The 17,065-nt window shown below is 42.2% G+C and carries 14 protein-coding genes; 10 read left to right on the forward strand and 4 right to left on the reverse strand.

Annotated features, from left to right (window positions below):
• Window position 1: 1 nt before the first annotated feature.
• Window positions 2-2,275 (forward strand): DUF262 domain-containing protein, encoded by a 2,274-nt coding sequence (locus AACT23_RS00280; protein WP_094128293.1) that lies wholly within the window; start codon window positions 2-4, stop codon window positions 2,273-2,275.
• Window positions 2,276-2,375: 100 nt separating this feature from the next.
• On the opposite strand, the gene AACT23_RS00285 is transcribed toward AACT23_RS00280, so the two are convergent.
• Genes AACT23_RS00285 through AACT23_RS00295 form a run of 3 tightly spaced genes read right to left on the reverse strand, consistent with a single transcriptional unit; the run spans window position 2,376 to window position 7,600 of the window.
• On the reverse strand, window positions 2,376-3,275 hold the full coding sequence (locus AACT23_RS00285; protein ID WP_094128296.1) for a phosphoadenosine phosphosulfate reductase domain-containing protein: 900 nt from the start codon (window positions 3,273-3,275) through the stop codon (window positions 2,376-2,378).
• 17 nt (window positions 3,276-3,292) lie between these two features.
• A complete protein-coding gene (locus AACT23_RS00290) occupies window positions 3,293-6,640 on the reverse strand; it encodes a hypothetical protein (protein WP_094128299.1) in 3,348 nt (1,115 codons plus the stop codon).
• Window positions 6,641-6,643: 3 nt separating this feature from the next.
• Window positions 6,644-7,600 (reverse strand): DUF4007 family protein, encoded by a 957-nt coding sequence (locus AACT23_RS00295; protein WP_094128302.1) that lies wholly within the window; start codon window positions 7,598-7,600, stop codon window positions 6,644-6,646.
• 351 nt (window positions 7,601-7,951) lie between these two features.
• Between AACT23_RS00295 and AACT23_RS00300 the strand changes: the two genes are divergently transcribed.
• On the forward strand, window positions 7,952-9,007 hold the full coding sequence (locus AACT23_RS00300) for a cysteine desulfurase family protein (RefSeq protein WP_094128305.1): 1,056 nt from the start codon (window positions 7,952-7,954) through the stop codon (window positions 9,005-9,007).
• Here the strand turns inward: AACT23_RS00300 and AACT23_RS00305 are convergent.
• Complete coding sequence (locus AACT23_RS00305; RefSeq protein WP_094128308.1) at window positions 8,994-11,021, reverse strand: DNA phosphorothioation-associated putative methyltransferase; 2,028 nt, start codon at window positions 11,019-11,021, stop codon at window positions 8,994-8,996. The two genes, AACT23_RS00300 and AACT23_RS00305, sit on opposite strands and share 14 nt — an antisense overlap.
• Window positions 11,022-11,512: 491 nt before the next feature.
• On the opposite strand from AACT23_RS00305, the gene AACT23_RS00310 reads away from it, so the two are divergent.
• Genes AACT23_RS00310 through dagF form a run of 8 tightly spaced genes read left to right on the forward strand, consistent with a single transcriptional unit; the run spans window position 11,513 to window position 17,037 of the window.
• Window positions 11,513-11,875 carry a transcriptional regulator gene (locus tag AACT23_RS00310; RefSeq protein ID WP_228209387.1) on the forward strand — a complete coding sequence of 121 codons (363 nt, stop codon included), beginning with the start codon at window positions 11,513-11,515 and terminating at the stop codon, window positions 11,873-11,875.
• On the forward strand, window positions 11,866-12,234 hold the full coding sequence (locus AACT23_RS00315; protein WP_017045611.1) for an SFCGS family glycine-rich protein: 369 nt from the start codon (window positions 11,866-11,868) through the stop codon (window positions 12,232-12,234). The genes AACT23_RS00310 and AACT23_RS00315 overlap by 10 nt, the downstream gene beginning before the upstream one ends.
• A complete protein-coding gene (locus AACT23_RS00320; protein ID WP_017047947.1) occupies window positions 12,231-12,524 on the forward strand; it encodes a DUF4312 family protein in 294 nt (97 codons plus the stop codon). Before AACT23_RS00315 ends, AACT23_RS00320 begins: the two co-directional genes overlap by 4 nt.
• Before the next feature lie 24 nt (window positions 12,525-12,548).
• The gene (locus tag AACT23_RS00325) at window positions 12,549-13,325 is read left to right on the forward strand and encodes a DUF4311 domain-containing protein (protein ID WP_017045612.1); all 777 of its coding nucleotides are present in this window, start codon (window positions 12,549-12,551) and stop codon (window positions 13,323-13,325) included.
• Window positions 13,326-13,335: 10 nt separating this feature from the next.
• Window positions 13,336-13,983 (forward strand): DUF4310 family protein, encoded by a 648-nt coding sequence (locus AACT23_RS00330; RefSeq protein ID WP_017045613.1) that lies wholly within the window; start codon window positions 13,336-13,338, stop codon window positions 13,981-13,983.
• A 45-nt stretch (window positions 13,984-14,028) separates the two neighbouring features.
• Window positions 14,029-15,192, forward strand: coding sequence for an amidohydrolase/deacetylase family metallohydrolase (locus AACT23_RS00335; protein WP_094128311.1), 1,164 nt, complete (start codon window positions 14,029-14,031; stop codon window positions 15,190-15,192).
• On the forward strand, window positions 15,176-16,300 hold the full coding sequence (locus tag AACT23_RS00340; RefSeq protein ID WP_047688996.1) for a DgaE family pyridoxal phosphate-dependent ammonia lyase: 1,125 nt from the start codon (window positions 15,176-15,178) through the stop codon (window positions 16,298-16,300). Before AACT23_RS00335 ends, AACT23_RS00340 begins: the two co-directional genes overlap by 17 nt.
• A complete protein-coding gene (gene dagF / locus AACT23_RS00345) occupies window positions 16,291-17,037 on the forward strand; it encodes a 2-dehydro-3-deoxy-phosphogluconate aldolase (RefSeq protein WP_017049432.1) in 747 nt (248 codons plus the stop codon). Before AACT23_RS00340 ends, dagF begins: the two co-directional genes overlap by 10 nt.
• The last annotated feature ends 28 nt before the right edge of the window (window positions 17,038-17,065 follow it).

The raw sequence follows: 17,065 nt of genomic DNA on the forward strand, positions 1-17,065 counted from the left end.
AATGGAAAAAAAAATAAAAGACATATTCAATGCTGAGTCACTATCAATATTGAGCGCTCTAGGAAAGCCCGGAACTGCTTATCAAATACCAAGCTATCAACGAAAATATAGCTGGAAAAAAGAGAATATCCGAAGGCTTATTGAGGATGTTGTTTATGGAATCAAAGATATTAAAAATGATCCTAATGGTTTATCTTTTTTAGGTACATTTATCGTAACCCCTTTGACTTCAAGTTCAGAAACCCCTAGTGAACCTCTATCTATTGTAGATGGTCAGCAACGACTAACAACAATTGCACTAATAATTGCTTCTCTGCATGAGAAAATAAGGATTGGAAGTTTAGATGGCACCCTGTCATCAAAAATAAAAGACAGCGATAAAGAAGTAAAGAGAACACTGAAACAACTTCGCTCTTGCTTATTTGATGATAGGGGGATTTCAGATGATGCGTATGATTTGCAGCCAGTCATTATTAGAGATAGCGACAAATGGGGAGATGATCAGTTTTCTTCTTATTACATTTCATCCATTGCCAATCTTTTACATAATTATGCAAAACATCTTCATCAAGAAATTGAAGATGAATTTTACTTTAACTTAAATTCCAACAATGAAAATGACAGTGAAGTAAATGACTTAAACGAAAGACTTAAGCTTATATCCTCTACTCTATCTGAAATCTACGACTCAAATTGCGAGTACGATGGCTTGTACTTAGGTGAATTTGAATGTCTTTTAGATTACAGTATAAAACGAAACCTACTTTCGTTTATAGAAGATATTACTAATTTAGACTTTGACAGCTTCAACGAAAAAGAAATAAGCACTGTTTATCTGATAATATTTTCAAAGTATCTAATAGATAAGGTTGTTCTAACGAAAGTAGTAGCATCAGAAAAATATGCTTTTGACGTATTTGAGTCATTAAACACTACGGGCGAACCTCTAACAGCTTTAGAAACATTCAAACCAAAGCTAATTCAATTAATTAATGACATCCATAAAAATGATAATGCTTATAACAAATCTAACAGTAAAAAATACTTAGACAACGTTGAAAGATACATTGAAAGCCTAGGGGAGAAACAGAAACAAAACTCAACCCAGGACATTGTAAATAGCTTTGCATTACTATACTCTGGGGAAAAACTAGGTAATAACTTATCAGCCCAACGAAATTATTTAAGAAGCCTTATAAACCTTCATAAAGATGAAAGTGAAGCGGAAAATATAGCATCAAAATTATCTGATCTAGTTGCATTTAAAAATGCAATATGGACAACAGAAGACCTTGATTCTCAGATGAAAAATCAGTCAGATAGAGATATTACACTGACATGTTGTGAGTTTCTTAGAACTGCAAAAAAGACTTTATGCATTCCAATTTTGGCTCGCTATTATATCAAGGCAAAAGTTAACTCTGACTTTAGTGAATTCTCAAATATCGTTAAAGCAATAACTGCATTTACAATGCTTTGGAGGAGTGCATTGGGAGGTACTGCTGGTATAGATGACGCATATAGAGAGATTATGTACTTTGGCTATAAAAAGAAAAAGAAAGTCGTAGCAGAGGAAATTAACAACCCCATATGCTATAAAAATAATAATCCACCAACTGCTGACGAACTAATAGTCATCCTTCATAACCACCTAAAATCTAAAGAATTATTATCATTTGACAATTGGTATAAAAATGCAAAAACAACAAATATATATAATGCATCTGGCCCAATTGCCAAAATGTTTATTTTAATGGCAAATCACAAATCTACTTTCTCTAGCGAAGAGCAGATTCTTTCCAAAGGAGCAAGAAATAATGTTAGAGAGTATCTTAATTTGGATGTATGGAATTCTAGACGTAGCTTTTCCATTGAGCATATAGCACCGAGAAACAGAAAATCATATAGTACTTGGGATGATAGTATTTACAAGGAGGTACATACCGTAAACACTATTGGAAATTTAACATTGTTACCACAAAAAGAAAATGATGCCGTAGCCAACAGCAACTGGGACATAAAGAAAATTTATTTTAATTGTTTTGTTCAGCGTGATAATAAAGAGCTAGAAGCCGCCATCGAACAAGCCAAGAAGAAAGGTCTTCAAATTCCAAAAAAAGTTGTACAAGAACTTATGATTGGTGATTATCTTGATATTATCGAACCAATAGTTAATCAAGAAAAATGGCTATTGGAAGATATAGAAAAAAGAACCAGGAACCTATGTGAACTCCTATGGAAAGAATGTGACACCTGGCTGAAATTAAGTAACTAAGTGTAACCCCATACATGTACCTGAGGTTATTTATAACCTCAGGTACAAATCAATTTAATCATTGAGCCGTATTGGCTTAAATATGAATTCCTATCACACGTTATTTATAACAAGTAATACAAGCTCCACCACCTTCTTCGAGGTCGTACATAGCATCCATATCTAAGGTATCAATAAGCATGCTTTCATCAACCATGGCATGCATACCTAGGCGGCGTTTACGCTCTCGTTGTTTCTTCTTCTCAAAACGCGCTTTTACCTTTTCGTGATTTTCCTTAATCTGCTTGATACGTTCAGGATCCTCCAATGTTTCTAATGGCTCATTAGGGCCCATCCAGAAAAAAGTTTCACCGTTAGCACTGGTCTCGGCACGCTTTTCATAAGACTTAGCTTCTTCAAACGCTTCTGGGTGCTCTTCACGAAGACGTACCCACTCGATTTTTCGCTGGAAAAAACAAAACGTACATCCTGAACGAGATCGCCATTGATAATATTTAGGTAACCCAAGTCCTGCGCTATCAAGAATATCTAAAACACTCTGCTTTTTAATACCATCTTCGGCAAAGGGCATTTTGATCGTGAGGTACTTTTGGTTTTCACTTGGCCGATACCCATCACGCCAAGGTTCATCCGCTCGGATACCAACATAGGAAATAACTTCATAGCCGTCATCAAGAAACGGTCTGATCCATTTCTCAAATGGTTCCAGCTTCATTCGAATTGTACACCAACGCTGCTGTCCTGCAGGTAGGTAGTTATTATGTTGCTCTAGCCAATAATCGAACCCTTTTTTGTCATTGATGTGCAAAATAGGTTTACCGAGAACAATTTCTAATTGTTCTAGATACTCATAAACTTCGGGTAACTCCTTACCCGTATCCGTGAAAAAGTACTCGATATCGAGTTCAGGATAGTTCCTAGCCATATACACGGCGAGCGCCGCACTATCCTTGCCTCCAGAGAGGCCAAGGACATGTTTGACTTTGCGTTGTTCACTCATAAGTAACACCTGTCATTTTAATCCTGCACTTCCAGAGACTTTCTTAATAATTGTTGTAAGACATTAATTTTATGGAAATCATCAAGCCCTGAGAGCTGAGATTCAATTGCATTAATCGTTGGCTGCAATTGTGCCGCATCAATTGCACGTATCTCTTTCTTAAACGAGTTTAATTTGCCGTCATCGCCTTCAAGAACCAGTGACACTAATTTTGTTTTGCCCATGGTGGTTGAAAGGTTACTACTATGCTGTGATTTCACGACACTCAAGAAATCCTGTGCATAGTCACTTATTTTATTTGACGCGGTTTGTAGAATACCTTCGTTCCAATTTTGTTTACCTCGCCCAGTAACAATTTGGATTATGCTCTCTAACCATTGCAGCAAACCGGTATCACTTTTAGCAAGTTCACGTGCGAACGCTTTTAAACGTAAGTCACCAGAATGCTCTTCTACGAACTGGCACATTTGAGCAAGCTCTTCACCTGATTCAGGGAAAATACTTTTGACCTTTACTTTGATGGCAGAAAGCATCTGTTCATGCTTTCCTTGCAATGCCTTAAAACAACCCTCTAACAAATCAATCTGGCTTGTATAGTCTTTTGCGCCATAAGCCAGTAATTCTTTCTTCAAATCTTTAATCAGCAAAGTGTGTGGATCGTTCGCTTGCAAAAAGAGATCTCTTACTCTTAAGCAAGTTTTATTCATTGTATTGTTGTCCAGCACGATTTGATGAGCATTTTTTACCCATTGAGGCAAATTGTGCATAACTGTAACAAGTGGAGTTGCAACCGATAGAATATTATTGGATACATCACGGTTAGATTGTACAGCGGCGAATATCGCTAGATGCTGCAACCACTCTTGCTCTTCTTTAGCAAGAACAATATATTTAACCGCAAGATCACCTGGGTTTTTGATGAGTTTATGAACATAATCACGATCAGGCTCCGCAATAAAAGCAAACTCACCAGACATGTCTTTTTCATAATAAGCAATCTGTTCACTCATAGATTTAAGAAATGCAAGAAGGAAAATAGGTATAACGCCTTTAGTTAATCCATACGGTTCGCTAGCCCAAAGTTGGCCGATTTCCGATAGTTTAACTTCATTTCCTTTGCGTGCTTTTAAGAATTTTTCAGCGGCAGCGAATACGGCATTGAATTTGTTATCGAGATTATTTCTAAACCAATGTTGTCCATTTTCACCTTCTGCGGAGTGAATTGCGGTATTTTTAAGGCAACTAATATACATAGACTTCTCCGGAGGGAAGCCTTCAATACCTAACTCATCAGAATCTTCAGCTTCCAACATTGCCTCAAGGAGTTTTTTGAGAGCAGAGACAGCTGTGCCTGATAATTTATTTCGGTTAACTAGCTCATTTAGAATTTTAGGGGTTTGATTGAAAATGCTATCCGCTGCAAATGTAGCGATTTCACTCATTGTTTCCTTTTCATACACTTGACCTTTATAAACCCAACGCGCACTATTAAATGCAGTTGCGAGAGCGGTTTCTAGTGCTGACTGTGCGTTGAATAATCTTGCTTTATATTCTTCTCGTGCAACTTTATCGTGAGCAAGACCGGCCCCAGTGGTTTTATCGCTTTTAATTAATTCTAGTGCGTACTTTTCGTTTGCCAATGAAATGATTTCATTAGCATTTCTAGCACAAGCAATTACCAGAGATTGATCATTGAGTGTTAACTCACGTAGTTTATCTTCTTGTTCTTCTTTTAAAAGCAATAAGAAATTAGCAAATTCGCCGTTACGAGATTTTTTCAAACTACCAATATCAACCTGGTTAAGTTGAACCGCCACTGTTTGAGTCGCCCAACGAAGTGTACCAAATTCATGGTAGTGGCCTTTTGCTATAACTTGAGAACTGAAGCCGATACGCTCAATAGCCTCATTACTGTTATTGATCTGCTCGACTTTCTCTTCAACTAAGCTCGCAATATCTAGATCTGATCCCTCGAAGACAACCCAAGACGACAAATGCTTTCTGTATACAATGCAAGAAACATTTTGAAGTTGCTGTAAGCTCTCTTTCAATTGCTTAGGTTCATTTATACTTGTCGCTGTTAGCAGAACGCTCTCAGTTGCAGTCAAGTTAGCCGCTTTTCCAAACAAGGTAATTAACGAAATAGCTTTTAATAACTGAACTGTTTGAGGAGGAAAATCTTGTATTGATGCTTTTCTTATCGCTTCTGCCGCAGTAGCCCAGCCATGGCCGTCAGGAGAGCTTAGAATGGCATGTGACATATTCGCTTCGAGATAGTCCCAAAGATCGCTCAGACCATAACGTGCATCCGCATCACTCGTCTGTTGTAAGAACAGCTGAAAACTAAACTGCTCATAGGAGTTTAGAAAACTAAATGTACTGCGTTCATTTTGACTAAAACGTCGCTTTGCTATCGGACCAAGTAACAATGCCGTTAATGGATGTAACGGAACACACTGATCCAAACGGGACTTTAATAGTTCCTTTCGCTCTTTTTTATCGACTAAAGCTTTGAGGACTCGGCTTACAAGTGGATCGTCACTAACTTTCTGTTGAGTTGTTTTGATCGAATTGCTAATGAGTGCAACCGTCTCATCGGTTGATACGTTATACAGAATATCACTGTAGCGGCCTTGAATTTTAGCCCATTCATCTTGCAGCTTAGTACCACGTTCTTTTGCATATTCACTGAACGCTTGATGCAATAAACCCAAAAAGATGACAGGAGTTTGAGAACGAGAAAGCTCTTCCGCAATATCTTGAAAGAGGTGTAGATCACCACCACTACGATTAATATATTCGAGACTTTTCCCCATTTCATCGGCAATGACAAGAACACCATCGATAAGTGGAGAAACTTCTTCGAAAAGAGATTTCCATGAGCTTATAAGCTGACTTTCTGTTTTAACCGGTGCTTTGTAATACTTTTTTAGCGACTTAGTGTTACAAGTATTAGGATGTTCTTCGAGTGCACTTAATGTTGCTTTCCAGAAGGTTTCTACTGGACCACTAACTCCCCCCACGGAACGAATTTGTAACCACCCTTTTTTGTAGAAAGTGTTTTCTACAAATAGGGCTTTAGTCTGCTCATTGATTGATTGGATAGCAGTCTTATGAATAGTTGACTCAGGGTGAAGTAATCCTGCCATTAAGAGCGCGACAGTGGACTTTCCTGAACCGTAAGCGCCGGTTAAAGTAAAGACTCTTTGACCAGTTTGACCATACTGTCGAAAGAGAGTGTCTAACGCAGATTGCGCAGTGCCGTGATAAACCAACCTAGAGAAGAAGTCCGTACTTAAGTCACTATCAATTCGAGTAGAACGTTGATGACGTGTGGCTATTGAATATTTATTGCTTAAAGTCACGACTTATTTGTCCTCTGGATAGTAATAGTGCTTTAGATACTGTTCTGGTTTAACATCGTTTATATCGTCAAAAGAATGTTGAACTTGTCTTAGTCCCTGAGTGTCAGTCCATGCAATCTTTCTCTCTGTGAGTATTTCGACTTGATCGAGTTTGTCGCTTAAACCAGCAGAAGATAATCGAAACACTCGACCAGGAGAGCCAACGTCATTAAGTAATGCATCAAAAGACAAGCTGTTAGCATTACTTTCTCTTTGTCTTCTTTGCATAAAGTCGATGAGAGCATACGTAAATATTTCAATGGGAAGCGAAGGTCTTTTAGCTAATTCAGCAAGATAGTTTTTTGAGTCTTCTTGCTTTAGCAAACCCAGTTCAGTGAAAGGCGAAGCAAAGCTATCTTCGTTTATCTTGCTTGATTGTAGTGACTTCTGAGCATACATATGTAAAAAACAGTCAATATCTTTGTTCAGAGTAACTTCTGTTAACTCCTTTTCGTGGTTAACGAGAGCATCATTGATTTCTGTAACAAGCGTTTCTTTCCTTACCTTTATTCCATTGAAATAATTAAAGAAAAACCTTGCTGCGTTAAGTTCACCACCGATTGAAGACATTGATTGTAATAACCAGTGCAATAACCATGTAGTGCCAATTTTGTCGAGATATTCATCGTAAGCAGGACTCCTTTTTGTGACGGTAAAAAGTTGTTCAGCCAAAGGAGTCAGTTGATAAGTCTGTTCTTTATGATCAAGACAAGTCACCAAGTTAAGCGCTCTAATCCAGTAACGGACTGAAAGCACCATGTTCTTCCCCATCCCCATAGATTGCATTTGTTTCTCAACATTCAATTGACTTGAAAGGGACTCGCCACCCACAACCTCTTGAATAATCTTATAAATCCACCCATAACGGATAGGAAAGGTCTGATGTCCGGAAAATTTCAGGGACGTTGATTCGATACTCAATGTGCTTACCTTGCTGAATTGGAGATTTTATCCAAACGATGATCTTACACATTAATATCTTCAGGTCTAGGCACATTTACCGAAAAGTGACATAACACTGTTTTTTTAAACAGTGCTCACAAAAGTTCCATCCAAATAATGACACTATATGAGCGATTTCATTGTGTGATTGAAACTATAACGTTATCTAACCACTACATTTATCAGAGAGTGTCACAAATAATTATCCAATATAATTCATAAGGTTAAACCAAATTCATTGAGAATAACCTTTAAGATAAAACATAATAGGTATACGATAAAAATGATCATATTATTTTTAATCTCAGCCCTCAAACTCAGTGTTACCTAATGAAAAACTACTATGACTATGCCGCATCAACACCAGTCTCTCAATACGCTCAAGAAGCGATGGAGCCTTGGGAGGAAGATAACTTCGCAAACCCCTCGTCTGCACACCAAGCAGGCCGAAAAAGTTATCAAGCTATCCAACAAGCAAGAGAAATCATAGCAGAGAAGATTAGCGCACTTCCCAGTGAAATTATTTTTACGAGTGGGGCAAGTGAAGCGAATAACCTCGCTCTAAAAGGTGTAGCTTTCAAACATCTTGATGACAAAGGCCATATCATTACTTCAGAGATAGAGCACAAGTGTATTCTCAATACCTGCGCTTTTCTCGAGACGATCGGCTTTGACGTGACTTACTTATCACCAGATCAGAATGGTCGCATCTCACCGGCTTCTCTCTCAGCAGAGTTAAAGAGCAATACCATTCTGATTTCTATCCATCATGTCAATAATGAACTTGGAACCATTCAACCTATAAAAGAGTTTGGTGCGATAGCTTTTGAACACAATATCCCATTTCACACTGACGCTGCCCAGAGTTTTTGCAAGTGTGATATCGATGTGGACGATATGGATATAGACATGCTCTCGTTATCAGGCCACAAAATCTACGGCCCGAAAGGCATTGGTGCGCTTTACGTACGTGACGCTAGAGACTCGAAACTAGTCCCACTTATACACGGTGGTGGCCAAGAAGCAGGGTTGCGAGGCGGTACCTCCCCGACCCCATTGATCGTAGGGCTAGCGGCAGCGGTAGAATCGTATCCAATAAAATCGGCCCCTATAGAAAAGCAATTTCTCGAAGTCATGTCGCAGTTTGATTTTATAAGGAACGGCGGTGAGTACGTAGTACCGTCGACATGGAGTGTTACATTCCACACTGATGAAGAAGTAAAGCGCTTTGCGAGCGCTTACCCTTGGCTGATTTCTCAAGGTTCCGCGTGTAATGCACTATCAAATGTGGCTTCACATGTACTAACAGCGATTGGGATGTCCGAAGAAATCGCCCGACGGACTTACCGCATCAGCCTTCCTCCATACAAACTTAGCGAGAGTTGAGGCGAAAGCCGGAGACGGTTTTTCCTGCTTGAAGCAAGCGTTCCTCGTACATTTGCCGGTGCAAAATGACTTCATTGGTTGCCGTTGCCCCTAAGAGCTTTGATAGTCTCATATCAAAGCTCTTTTGCTTTTCATACTGTTCACTCTGCTTATCAAGCAACAAGTGTTTATTGAGTAATGGTGGGCGACGTGATTCATCAACATAGTCAAAAAAATCGATATCTTGATCTGCCATCTTTATCTTGGTTCTTTCGACTAAATACGGGACTGATTTTTCGAAATCATCATAATGGGTCAAGGTGAGCTTACCGGAGTTGATATGTATTTTTACCAAGTCAATGGCGTCATCGAGTTCACCATACATCTGCAATGCAGCACCAACATAAACGCGTAAAAGAAGCGGTAACTTTTCTATGTAGCTTTTATGGAAAATCAGAGAATGCCCTTCGTTGAGGATGCTCGCAGGTAATTGATTATGGGCTTTTAAACACTGATCTCTCATTAGCTCGGTATCTGCGATCGCAAAAAGCAGCTCTGTTGCGAGATTAATTGCCGTACGATAATCATCGAACAAGGCTTTAATATCGCGTTTTAGGCTTTCAGGTTGTTGTGTGTAGGGTTTTCGTTTGTCAAATAGCCCCATAGAAAAATAGACAAGTAAGTCCTCTTTTCGGGATTTCTCTGCATTAGAAAACTCACGAGTATCAAACATTTCCTGAAGTAATCCAAATACTTTTTTGTGAGGGCCAATTAAACTTCTTACTTCTTCAGAACGCTCAAACTCATCATTTGCAGGTATACGGCCAAGCTCGAGGCAAGCATTCCAAAAATCATCAAACAGCTTGCTGTTTTGGGTTATGACAAGTTTGGCCCTATCTTTACTCTCGACAAGCTGAGGTGAGGTAAGTTGTTGCCAGGTATGATGTCTTTGATACTTACTTTGTAGGTAGCGTTGCTCTTCAAGTTTGTCTTTAAATATGTAAAAAACACCTGGAGCAACAGTAATAATATCTTCTTGTAGAGAACATTCTAAATATCCTTTGATCTCTGTTTGGGCATAATACTTTTGAAATGTGTTACGAGACGTTATCACTCCATCTTTAAACGGTCGGAACTGAGCAACGTACGACTCATTTGCTAGCATGACAGACACAACTAACATTTTTTCCGTCAAATCCCAAGCATTCAATAACGCTTCAAGTCGCTCATCTTGATCCTCAATGACATTCAACACAAACCCCAAGTTCACAATATCTGACTTGACTTTCTCTGTGTCAGGAAAAAATACAGGATCCCAACCTAAAACATCAAGACCGTGAGCTTCTAACTCCCTTAAATCATCACCTCGCCCACATCCATAATCAAAAATGGAAAATCGCCCGTCTAAATAGCCTTGTTTCGCTAAAGTCTTTACAGGGCTGGAGAGTTCATGGCGAACAATTGCGGTTTTATGACGATCAATCCCAACGCGTTGAGAGTCATCGTTCATAGCAACGCTATTTACCTTCAATAACCGATCCTCAACTAACTGGTACCCTTTTTTCTCAATCAAGTTTAACCAAGATCGTTTAAAACCAATTGTCCGAGTATTGTCATATAGACCGGCCTTTTCTCCTTCTTGAGTAAGCGCAACAAAGTGATCATAGTATTCACTATCTGGTAGTATCATCGTTTCCTTTCGATGCAAGATCGGCGGGTTATCTGAAGAACGGTAACAGGTCACTTTGTGAGTGAGCTTACTCAAATCGACGTTAAGGCTTTGCTCGAGAGCGGGGTATGAATCGCTATAAAACTCTGGATAACTGAGCAGTGATAAGCGGAACTCATTTTTAAACAGTTTAATCAAGTTCCATTGTTCGCTGGGAAGATTTACAGCTCGCGCTACTGCAGGAATAAAATGTTGTAATGAGTCAGGAATTGCATTCATCGCATCTTTATGAATATAGATTGCGTCAGGTAGCTGCTTACCCATTTTTACTTGTTTAATCAATGATTTAAAAATCTGAAAATCCATATTTCTCGACTTACAATGTAACTATTGATGCCACTTTAACAACTTTAAAGTACCGTTACAGCCCCCTTCATAGTAATTCATATTAACAATACCCCAAAAACCATTATCAGCTTGAGGCACAAAACGCTGACTACGCTCCCATGCTCGCAACCGACAGCATGCGTACTTTTGCTCGGCTCAAAGCCACCCTCCGTTAATATTGCGTGCTTCCTGACGCTCGATTGGGGAAATAAACATAAAACCAAAATAACCACCAGTTATTTTGTGATAAGCAGCAAATAAAGAGACGATAAATTTGCGCTTAAAATAGCGATTCAAATCACCTTTTCAGCGCATTTACTCCCATAAATCTTCTTCACACATCACATAAAACCGCGCGAATGTTACTAGCCACGGTTTATTTCCATTTGGAAGTGGAAATAGGGCTTATCCACCCTTGCTCCCTTTTACGCTATTTTCTTCTCCAAGCTAAACATTTGGAGAATCCCACGGTGCAAAACTCTCAACCCATTAGCATGGATGATGCACAGATTATAGAGCTTGGCTTGTCGCTCACCGAACGAGCCATTGCCTTGCTTAATTCACACGCTATCTACCCCGATTCGCTACAGAAAAAAATGCTCGAAACACACATCAAAGCGATGGTTTGGCGCTCATTTAGCGGTGAATCGTTACCTGAACTCGATATGGAGATGTTTGATGAAATCTCTCCTATTTGTTTCACCTTGGCCGAGCAAGTGTGTCGTTGGATGGAGAACCTCGCTTATGAAGAAGCGCATCTGCTTTCGGTCCATTTTGAAGTAGCTAAAGAAAACGAATTAAACCCAACAGCAGGAGAAACAACATGTCAGTAATCAAAGTCGTTATTGGTGATCGCATGGGCAAAGGTCAGAAAGTAGGAGCAGGTGCTCAAGCGGCAGGCGCTGAAGTGACCGTTATTCCCGGCATGGCCGCAGACATGAAGCTAGGTGATGTCATGCATCAGCAGCAAGCCGATTTAGGGATCTCTTTTTGCGGCAGCGGCGGCGCTGGTGCTATCACAGCGCAAACAAAATATGGCTATCAATGCCGTTATGGAATGCGCTCTGTTGAGGAAGGGATAACCGCGATCAATGAAGGCTGTGTGGTTTTGGGTTTCGGCTTTATGGATAAAGAAGAGCTGGGCGAAAAACTGGTGAAGGCGTTTGTGGCTAAGCATGGCATCAAAGCATGAAAGAGCAGTTAACCACTAAGGTAACTGTGAGTGGCAAGGGCGAAACAAAGCAGCAGGCTTTTGCCGCGGCTTTAAGCCAAGTACAACCCACGTTACTTAAGAATAACGCAAAAGTCCTCCTCCGGATTGAGCCGTTAGACGTCAACGTTTTGCAAGCAGAAGAGAAAGTAACGCGAGAGAAATTCCTTTTCTTCTTTCTTGCAAGAGATCGACGCCAATACAGCGTCAAGCTAGAGGTTACGGTCAGCCTGACCCACATCGATGTGGAACAGGTCGATTTCAAACGTTAACAGGTCACTATAAGGATCCCTGACATGTTTCTTATCATTCTCTTTAAGTCCATCATCATTGGTGGCTTAGTCGGTATCGGCGTTGGAGTAGGCGCGGCAAGGATGTTCCATGCTCCAACTATCCAAGGTATGGGTGCATTTCGTACTCTGGGAGAGTTGAACTCGTGTGAAGGCGACCCGGCCTCTCACTTCTCTTTTGGGCTTGGATTCTTCTTTAATGCTTGGGCCTCAACGGTTGCGGCAGGGGCATTCACTCAAGATGTTGACCACCGCATCATCCCGAACTGGGGCGCGGCGGCGCTGATGATAAAAAACCGCGACCTTGCCACTACCTTGCATGATCCAAAACGAATGGGCATTGCTTGCGCCATTATCGGTGCGATTGTGGTTGCGTTTCTTAACTCAACGGCGGCGGCCGTTCCTGCGGCGCTGCAAGTCACGGCGGTAAAGGTATTAGTACCTGCGGCAAACTTACTGGTGAATACCGTCATGCCGGTTATTTTCTGGCTAGCGGCAATTGAAGCGGGTAAAAAATCGGGCTTTTGGGCCACTATCTTTGGTGGTTTAGCTCAGATGATTATGGGCAACGCCGTTCCTGGTTTGGTGCTGGGTATTTTGATTGGTAAAGGTGTTGAAGAGAGTGGTTGGAACAAAGTAACCCAGATCATGATGGCGGCGATTATTGCACTGTTTGCGTTAAGTGCTTTCTTCCGCGGGTTCGACATGAAATTTATCGAAGCTTTCCATATGCAAGTTCCTTTGTGGCTTGAAAATATCCATCTCATGATCAGTGGCAAATAAGGAGTTGACCATGGACGAAAAAATGAAACACAACTTTTGGTATGCCGACTGGTCTTTCCCGATTTTCGTGGGCTTGCTTTCAGCCGGGGTTTTTGCCGGAACGCACATGTACTACTTATACGGTGTCGGTGCTTTTAACGAAGTGGCGTTTGTTTCCATGCTGCGAGCAGGGATGGATACAGGCGCGTACGGTGCGGTGGCCGCTTTTGGTGCAAGCTTTCTGTTTGCACGCATCATTGAAGGTTCGCTCGTGGGCATTTTGGATATCGGTGGCGCAGTGCAAACCGGTGTGGGTTTAGGGATTCCAGCTTTACTACTGGGTGCTGGCATTGTTTATCCTCTTGAAAATTTCACCGCTTCGTTAATCACAGGCATGCTCGCTGGTTTGGCGATTGGTGGCTTAATTGTGCTGGCACGTAAATTCACCATTAACCAAAGCGATTCAACCTACGGGGCTGATGTGATGATGGGAGCAGGCAATAGCTCCGGCCGTTTTCTTGGACCATTGATCATTTTATCTGCGATGGCCGCTTCTATCCCGATTGGGATCGGCTCTCTAGGTGGCGCATTGATTTTCTATGTGTGGGGTAAACCGATTACGGGTGGTGCAATTCTCGGAGCGATGGCGTTAGGAGCTCTTTTTCCTATCGCACTGTAAAACAAGCTGGGGTTTAAATTCTACTGAGAATCGCTCTTCGCGCCGATGAGCGAAGAGCGTGAGATGCAAATTATGTATGACATCCTGATCAAAAATGCCCAACAAGCGGGTGGGTGTAGTATCGATATCGCCCTTCAGGGCAACAAAATAGCGGCGGTGGGCGATCTTGCTGGTTCATTGGCAAAACAGACCGTCGATTTAGATCATGACGTTTTTGTCAGTGCCGGTTGGATTGACGGCCACACTCACTGCTATCCGAACTCGCCTATTTATAACGACCACCCCGATAACGTTGGGGTGTCCGGTGGCGTGACGACTGTCATTGATGCGGGCAGCACAGGCGCAAACGATGTGGATGATTTTGCGCAGCTTGCAGCGCAATGCACAACCCATGTGCACGCACTACTTAACATCTCGAAAATTGGCTTGTTGCGCCAAAATGAACTGGCCGATGCTAATGACATTGATCTGGATAGCGCAAAGCAAGCACTGCTTCGTCATCCCGAATTTATTGTCGGCTTAAAAGCACGCATGAGCGGTAGTGTTGTCGGCCACAATGGCTTAATGCCACTTCATGCAGCCAAAGCATTACAACAGCAATGCGGCTGCGTTCCATTGATGGTGCACGTCGGTAATGCGCCGCCAGATTTGGATGAGATTGTCGCTCTGCTGGGCAAAGGCGATATTCTCACTCACTGCTTTAATGGCAAGCCTAACCGCATTCTTGATTGTCATGGGGAAATAAAAAGCAGCGTTCAGCAGGCCAGAGCTCGAGGCATGAAACTTGATATCGGCCACGGCAGTGCCAGTTTCAGTTTTGAGGTGGCTGAGCAGGCCATCGCACAAGGGATTTTGCCCGATACGATCAGTTCTGACATTTACTGTAAGAACCGGCTCAATGGCCCGGTTTACGGTCTTGCCCACCTGATGTCGATGTTTTTTACGCTCGGATTATCCCATGAGCAGATCATTGAGCGCGTGACGAGTCAAGCAGCGCAAGCACTTCGCCTAGCGAAAAAGGGGCACTTAATTGCAGGCTATGATGCCGATTTAACGCTCTACACCATCAATAAAGCGTCGGTTAACTACACCGATACTCATCACCAGCATCGAACTGGACAACAGAGATTTACGCCTCTTGCTGCCATTATTGACGGCAAGCTTGTATTGACTGAACAAGGACAACAGCATTATGTCTTCCATTCTTGAAAAATATCACTTGAAACAAGTGATCAACGCATCTGGCCGTATGACAGCTCTTGGTGTTTCTACTCCGCAACCCGAAGTGGAACAGACTGTCTGTTTTGGGATGAACAACTACTTTGAAATGAGCGATTTGGTGAACAAAACTGGCCAATATATTGCTCGTTTGCTGCAAGTTGAAAATGCAGTCGTCGTCTCATGCGCTTCAGCGGGAATTGCACAGAGTGTCGCGGCAGTCATTGTGCGTGGTAACCCTTATCTGCTTGAGCATCTGCATGCAAAAACGCACCCGATCGCAACGGATATTGTGATCCCCAAAGGGCATAACGTCAATTATGGTGCCCCGGTTGGCAGCATGGTAAATCTTGGCGGCGGTAACCTGATTGAGGCCGGTTGGGCTAATGAATGCAGCGCAGAACAATTAGCCGCGGCAATCACCCCCAATACCGCCGCCATTCTCTACATTAAATCGCACCATTGTGTGCAAAAAAGCATGTTAACCGTGCCACAAGCGGCCAAAGTGGCTCAAGACCACCAGCTTCCGCTGATTGTTGATGCAGCAGCAGAAGAGGATCTACAACTCTATTATCAGCAAGGGGCTGATCTGGTGATCTACAGTGGTGCGAAAGCGATTGAAGGCCCAACCAGCGGTTTAGTGATTGGGAAACATCAATATGTGGAATGGGTTAAGCAGCAATCTGCAGGGATTGGCCGTGCCATGAAAGTCGGTAAAGAAGGCATTTTAGGCCTAACGCATGCCATTGAGTTGTACTTAAGCCGCCAACAAGAAACCGGCCAACAAATGGTGGATAAAATGACGCCATTTATCGAGGGGTTAAACCGTATTGAAGGGATAAGCGCGCGCGTGGTTTGGGACAGTGCAGGCCGAGATATCGCACGTGCAGAAGTGAGTTTTGATGCCAAACAATTTGGTATCAGCGCTAATGAAGCCGTCACACGCCTCCAAAATGGTAACCCAGCGATTTACTGCCGCGCTTACAAATCCAATGAAGGTTCAGTGGAATTTGATGTCCGCAGTGTTTCATCTCATCAACTTGAACTTATTCTTAGCGCCATGAACCAACTGAATCAGGAGTCATTAGAATGTCTTTAAGCCCTAATTTTTACGCTGACCGTGTATGTCTCAATGTGCTGGCGGGCTCTCATCATAATGCGATTGAAGTCTACCAAGCCGCAGAAGGCCATGTGTTGGTCGGTATGCTCTCGAAAGATTACCCAGATACCGCAAGTGCTGCGACTGATATGAAAGCGTGCGCTGAAAAAATCGAGAATGCTTTATCGATTGGCCTTGGCGCAGGGGATCCGAAACAATCGGATATGGTGACGGCTTTAGCCGGAATACTGCAGCCTCAGCATGTCAATCAAGTCTTTACTGGTGTCGGGGCTACGCGTCAAGCGCTAGGTCAACATCATACTATCGTGAATGGTTTGATTTCACCATCAGGCACTGTTGGCTTGGTTAAAATCTCAACTGGCCCGAAAAGTTCCGGCATGGAAGAAGCGGTTGTTCCCGTTGATACAGCGATTGCCATGTTGCAAGATATGGGCTGCAGCTCAGTCAAATTCTTCCCAATGCAGGGGCTAAAATGCAAAGCTGAGTACCAAGAAGTTGCCAACGCCTGTGCTCGTCACCACTTTTGGTTAGAGCCAACGGGTGGTATTGATCTAAACAACTTTGAAGAGATTTTACGCATCGCTCTCGATGCTGGAGTCGAAAAAGTCATTCCACACATTTATAGCTCAATCATCGATGAACAGACCGGACAGACTCGCCCCGAGGATGTGAAAACCCTGCTGGCCATGACTCAAAAACAACTGGCACATTCATAACACCGACGCCGGAGCATGTGCTCCGGCA

Origin of the sequence: Vibrio sp. V09_P4A23P171 (assembly GCF_963875615.1) — a bacterium.
In the GTDB taxonomy this organism is placed as follows: domain Bacteria; phylum Pseudomonadota; class Gammaproteobacteria; order Enterobacterales; family Vibrionaceae; genus Vibrio; species Vibrio anguillarum.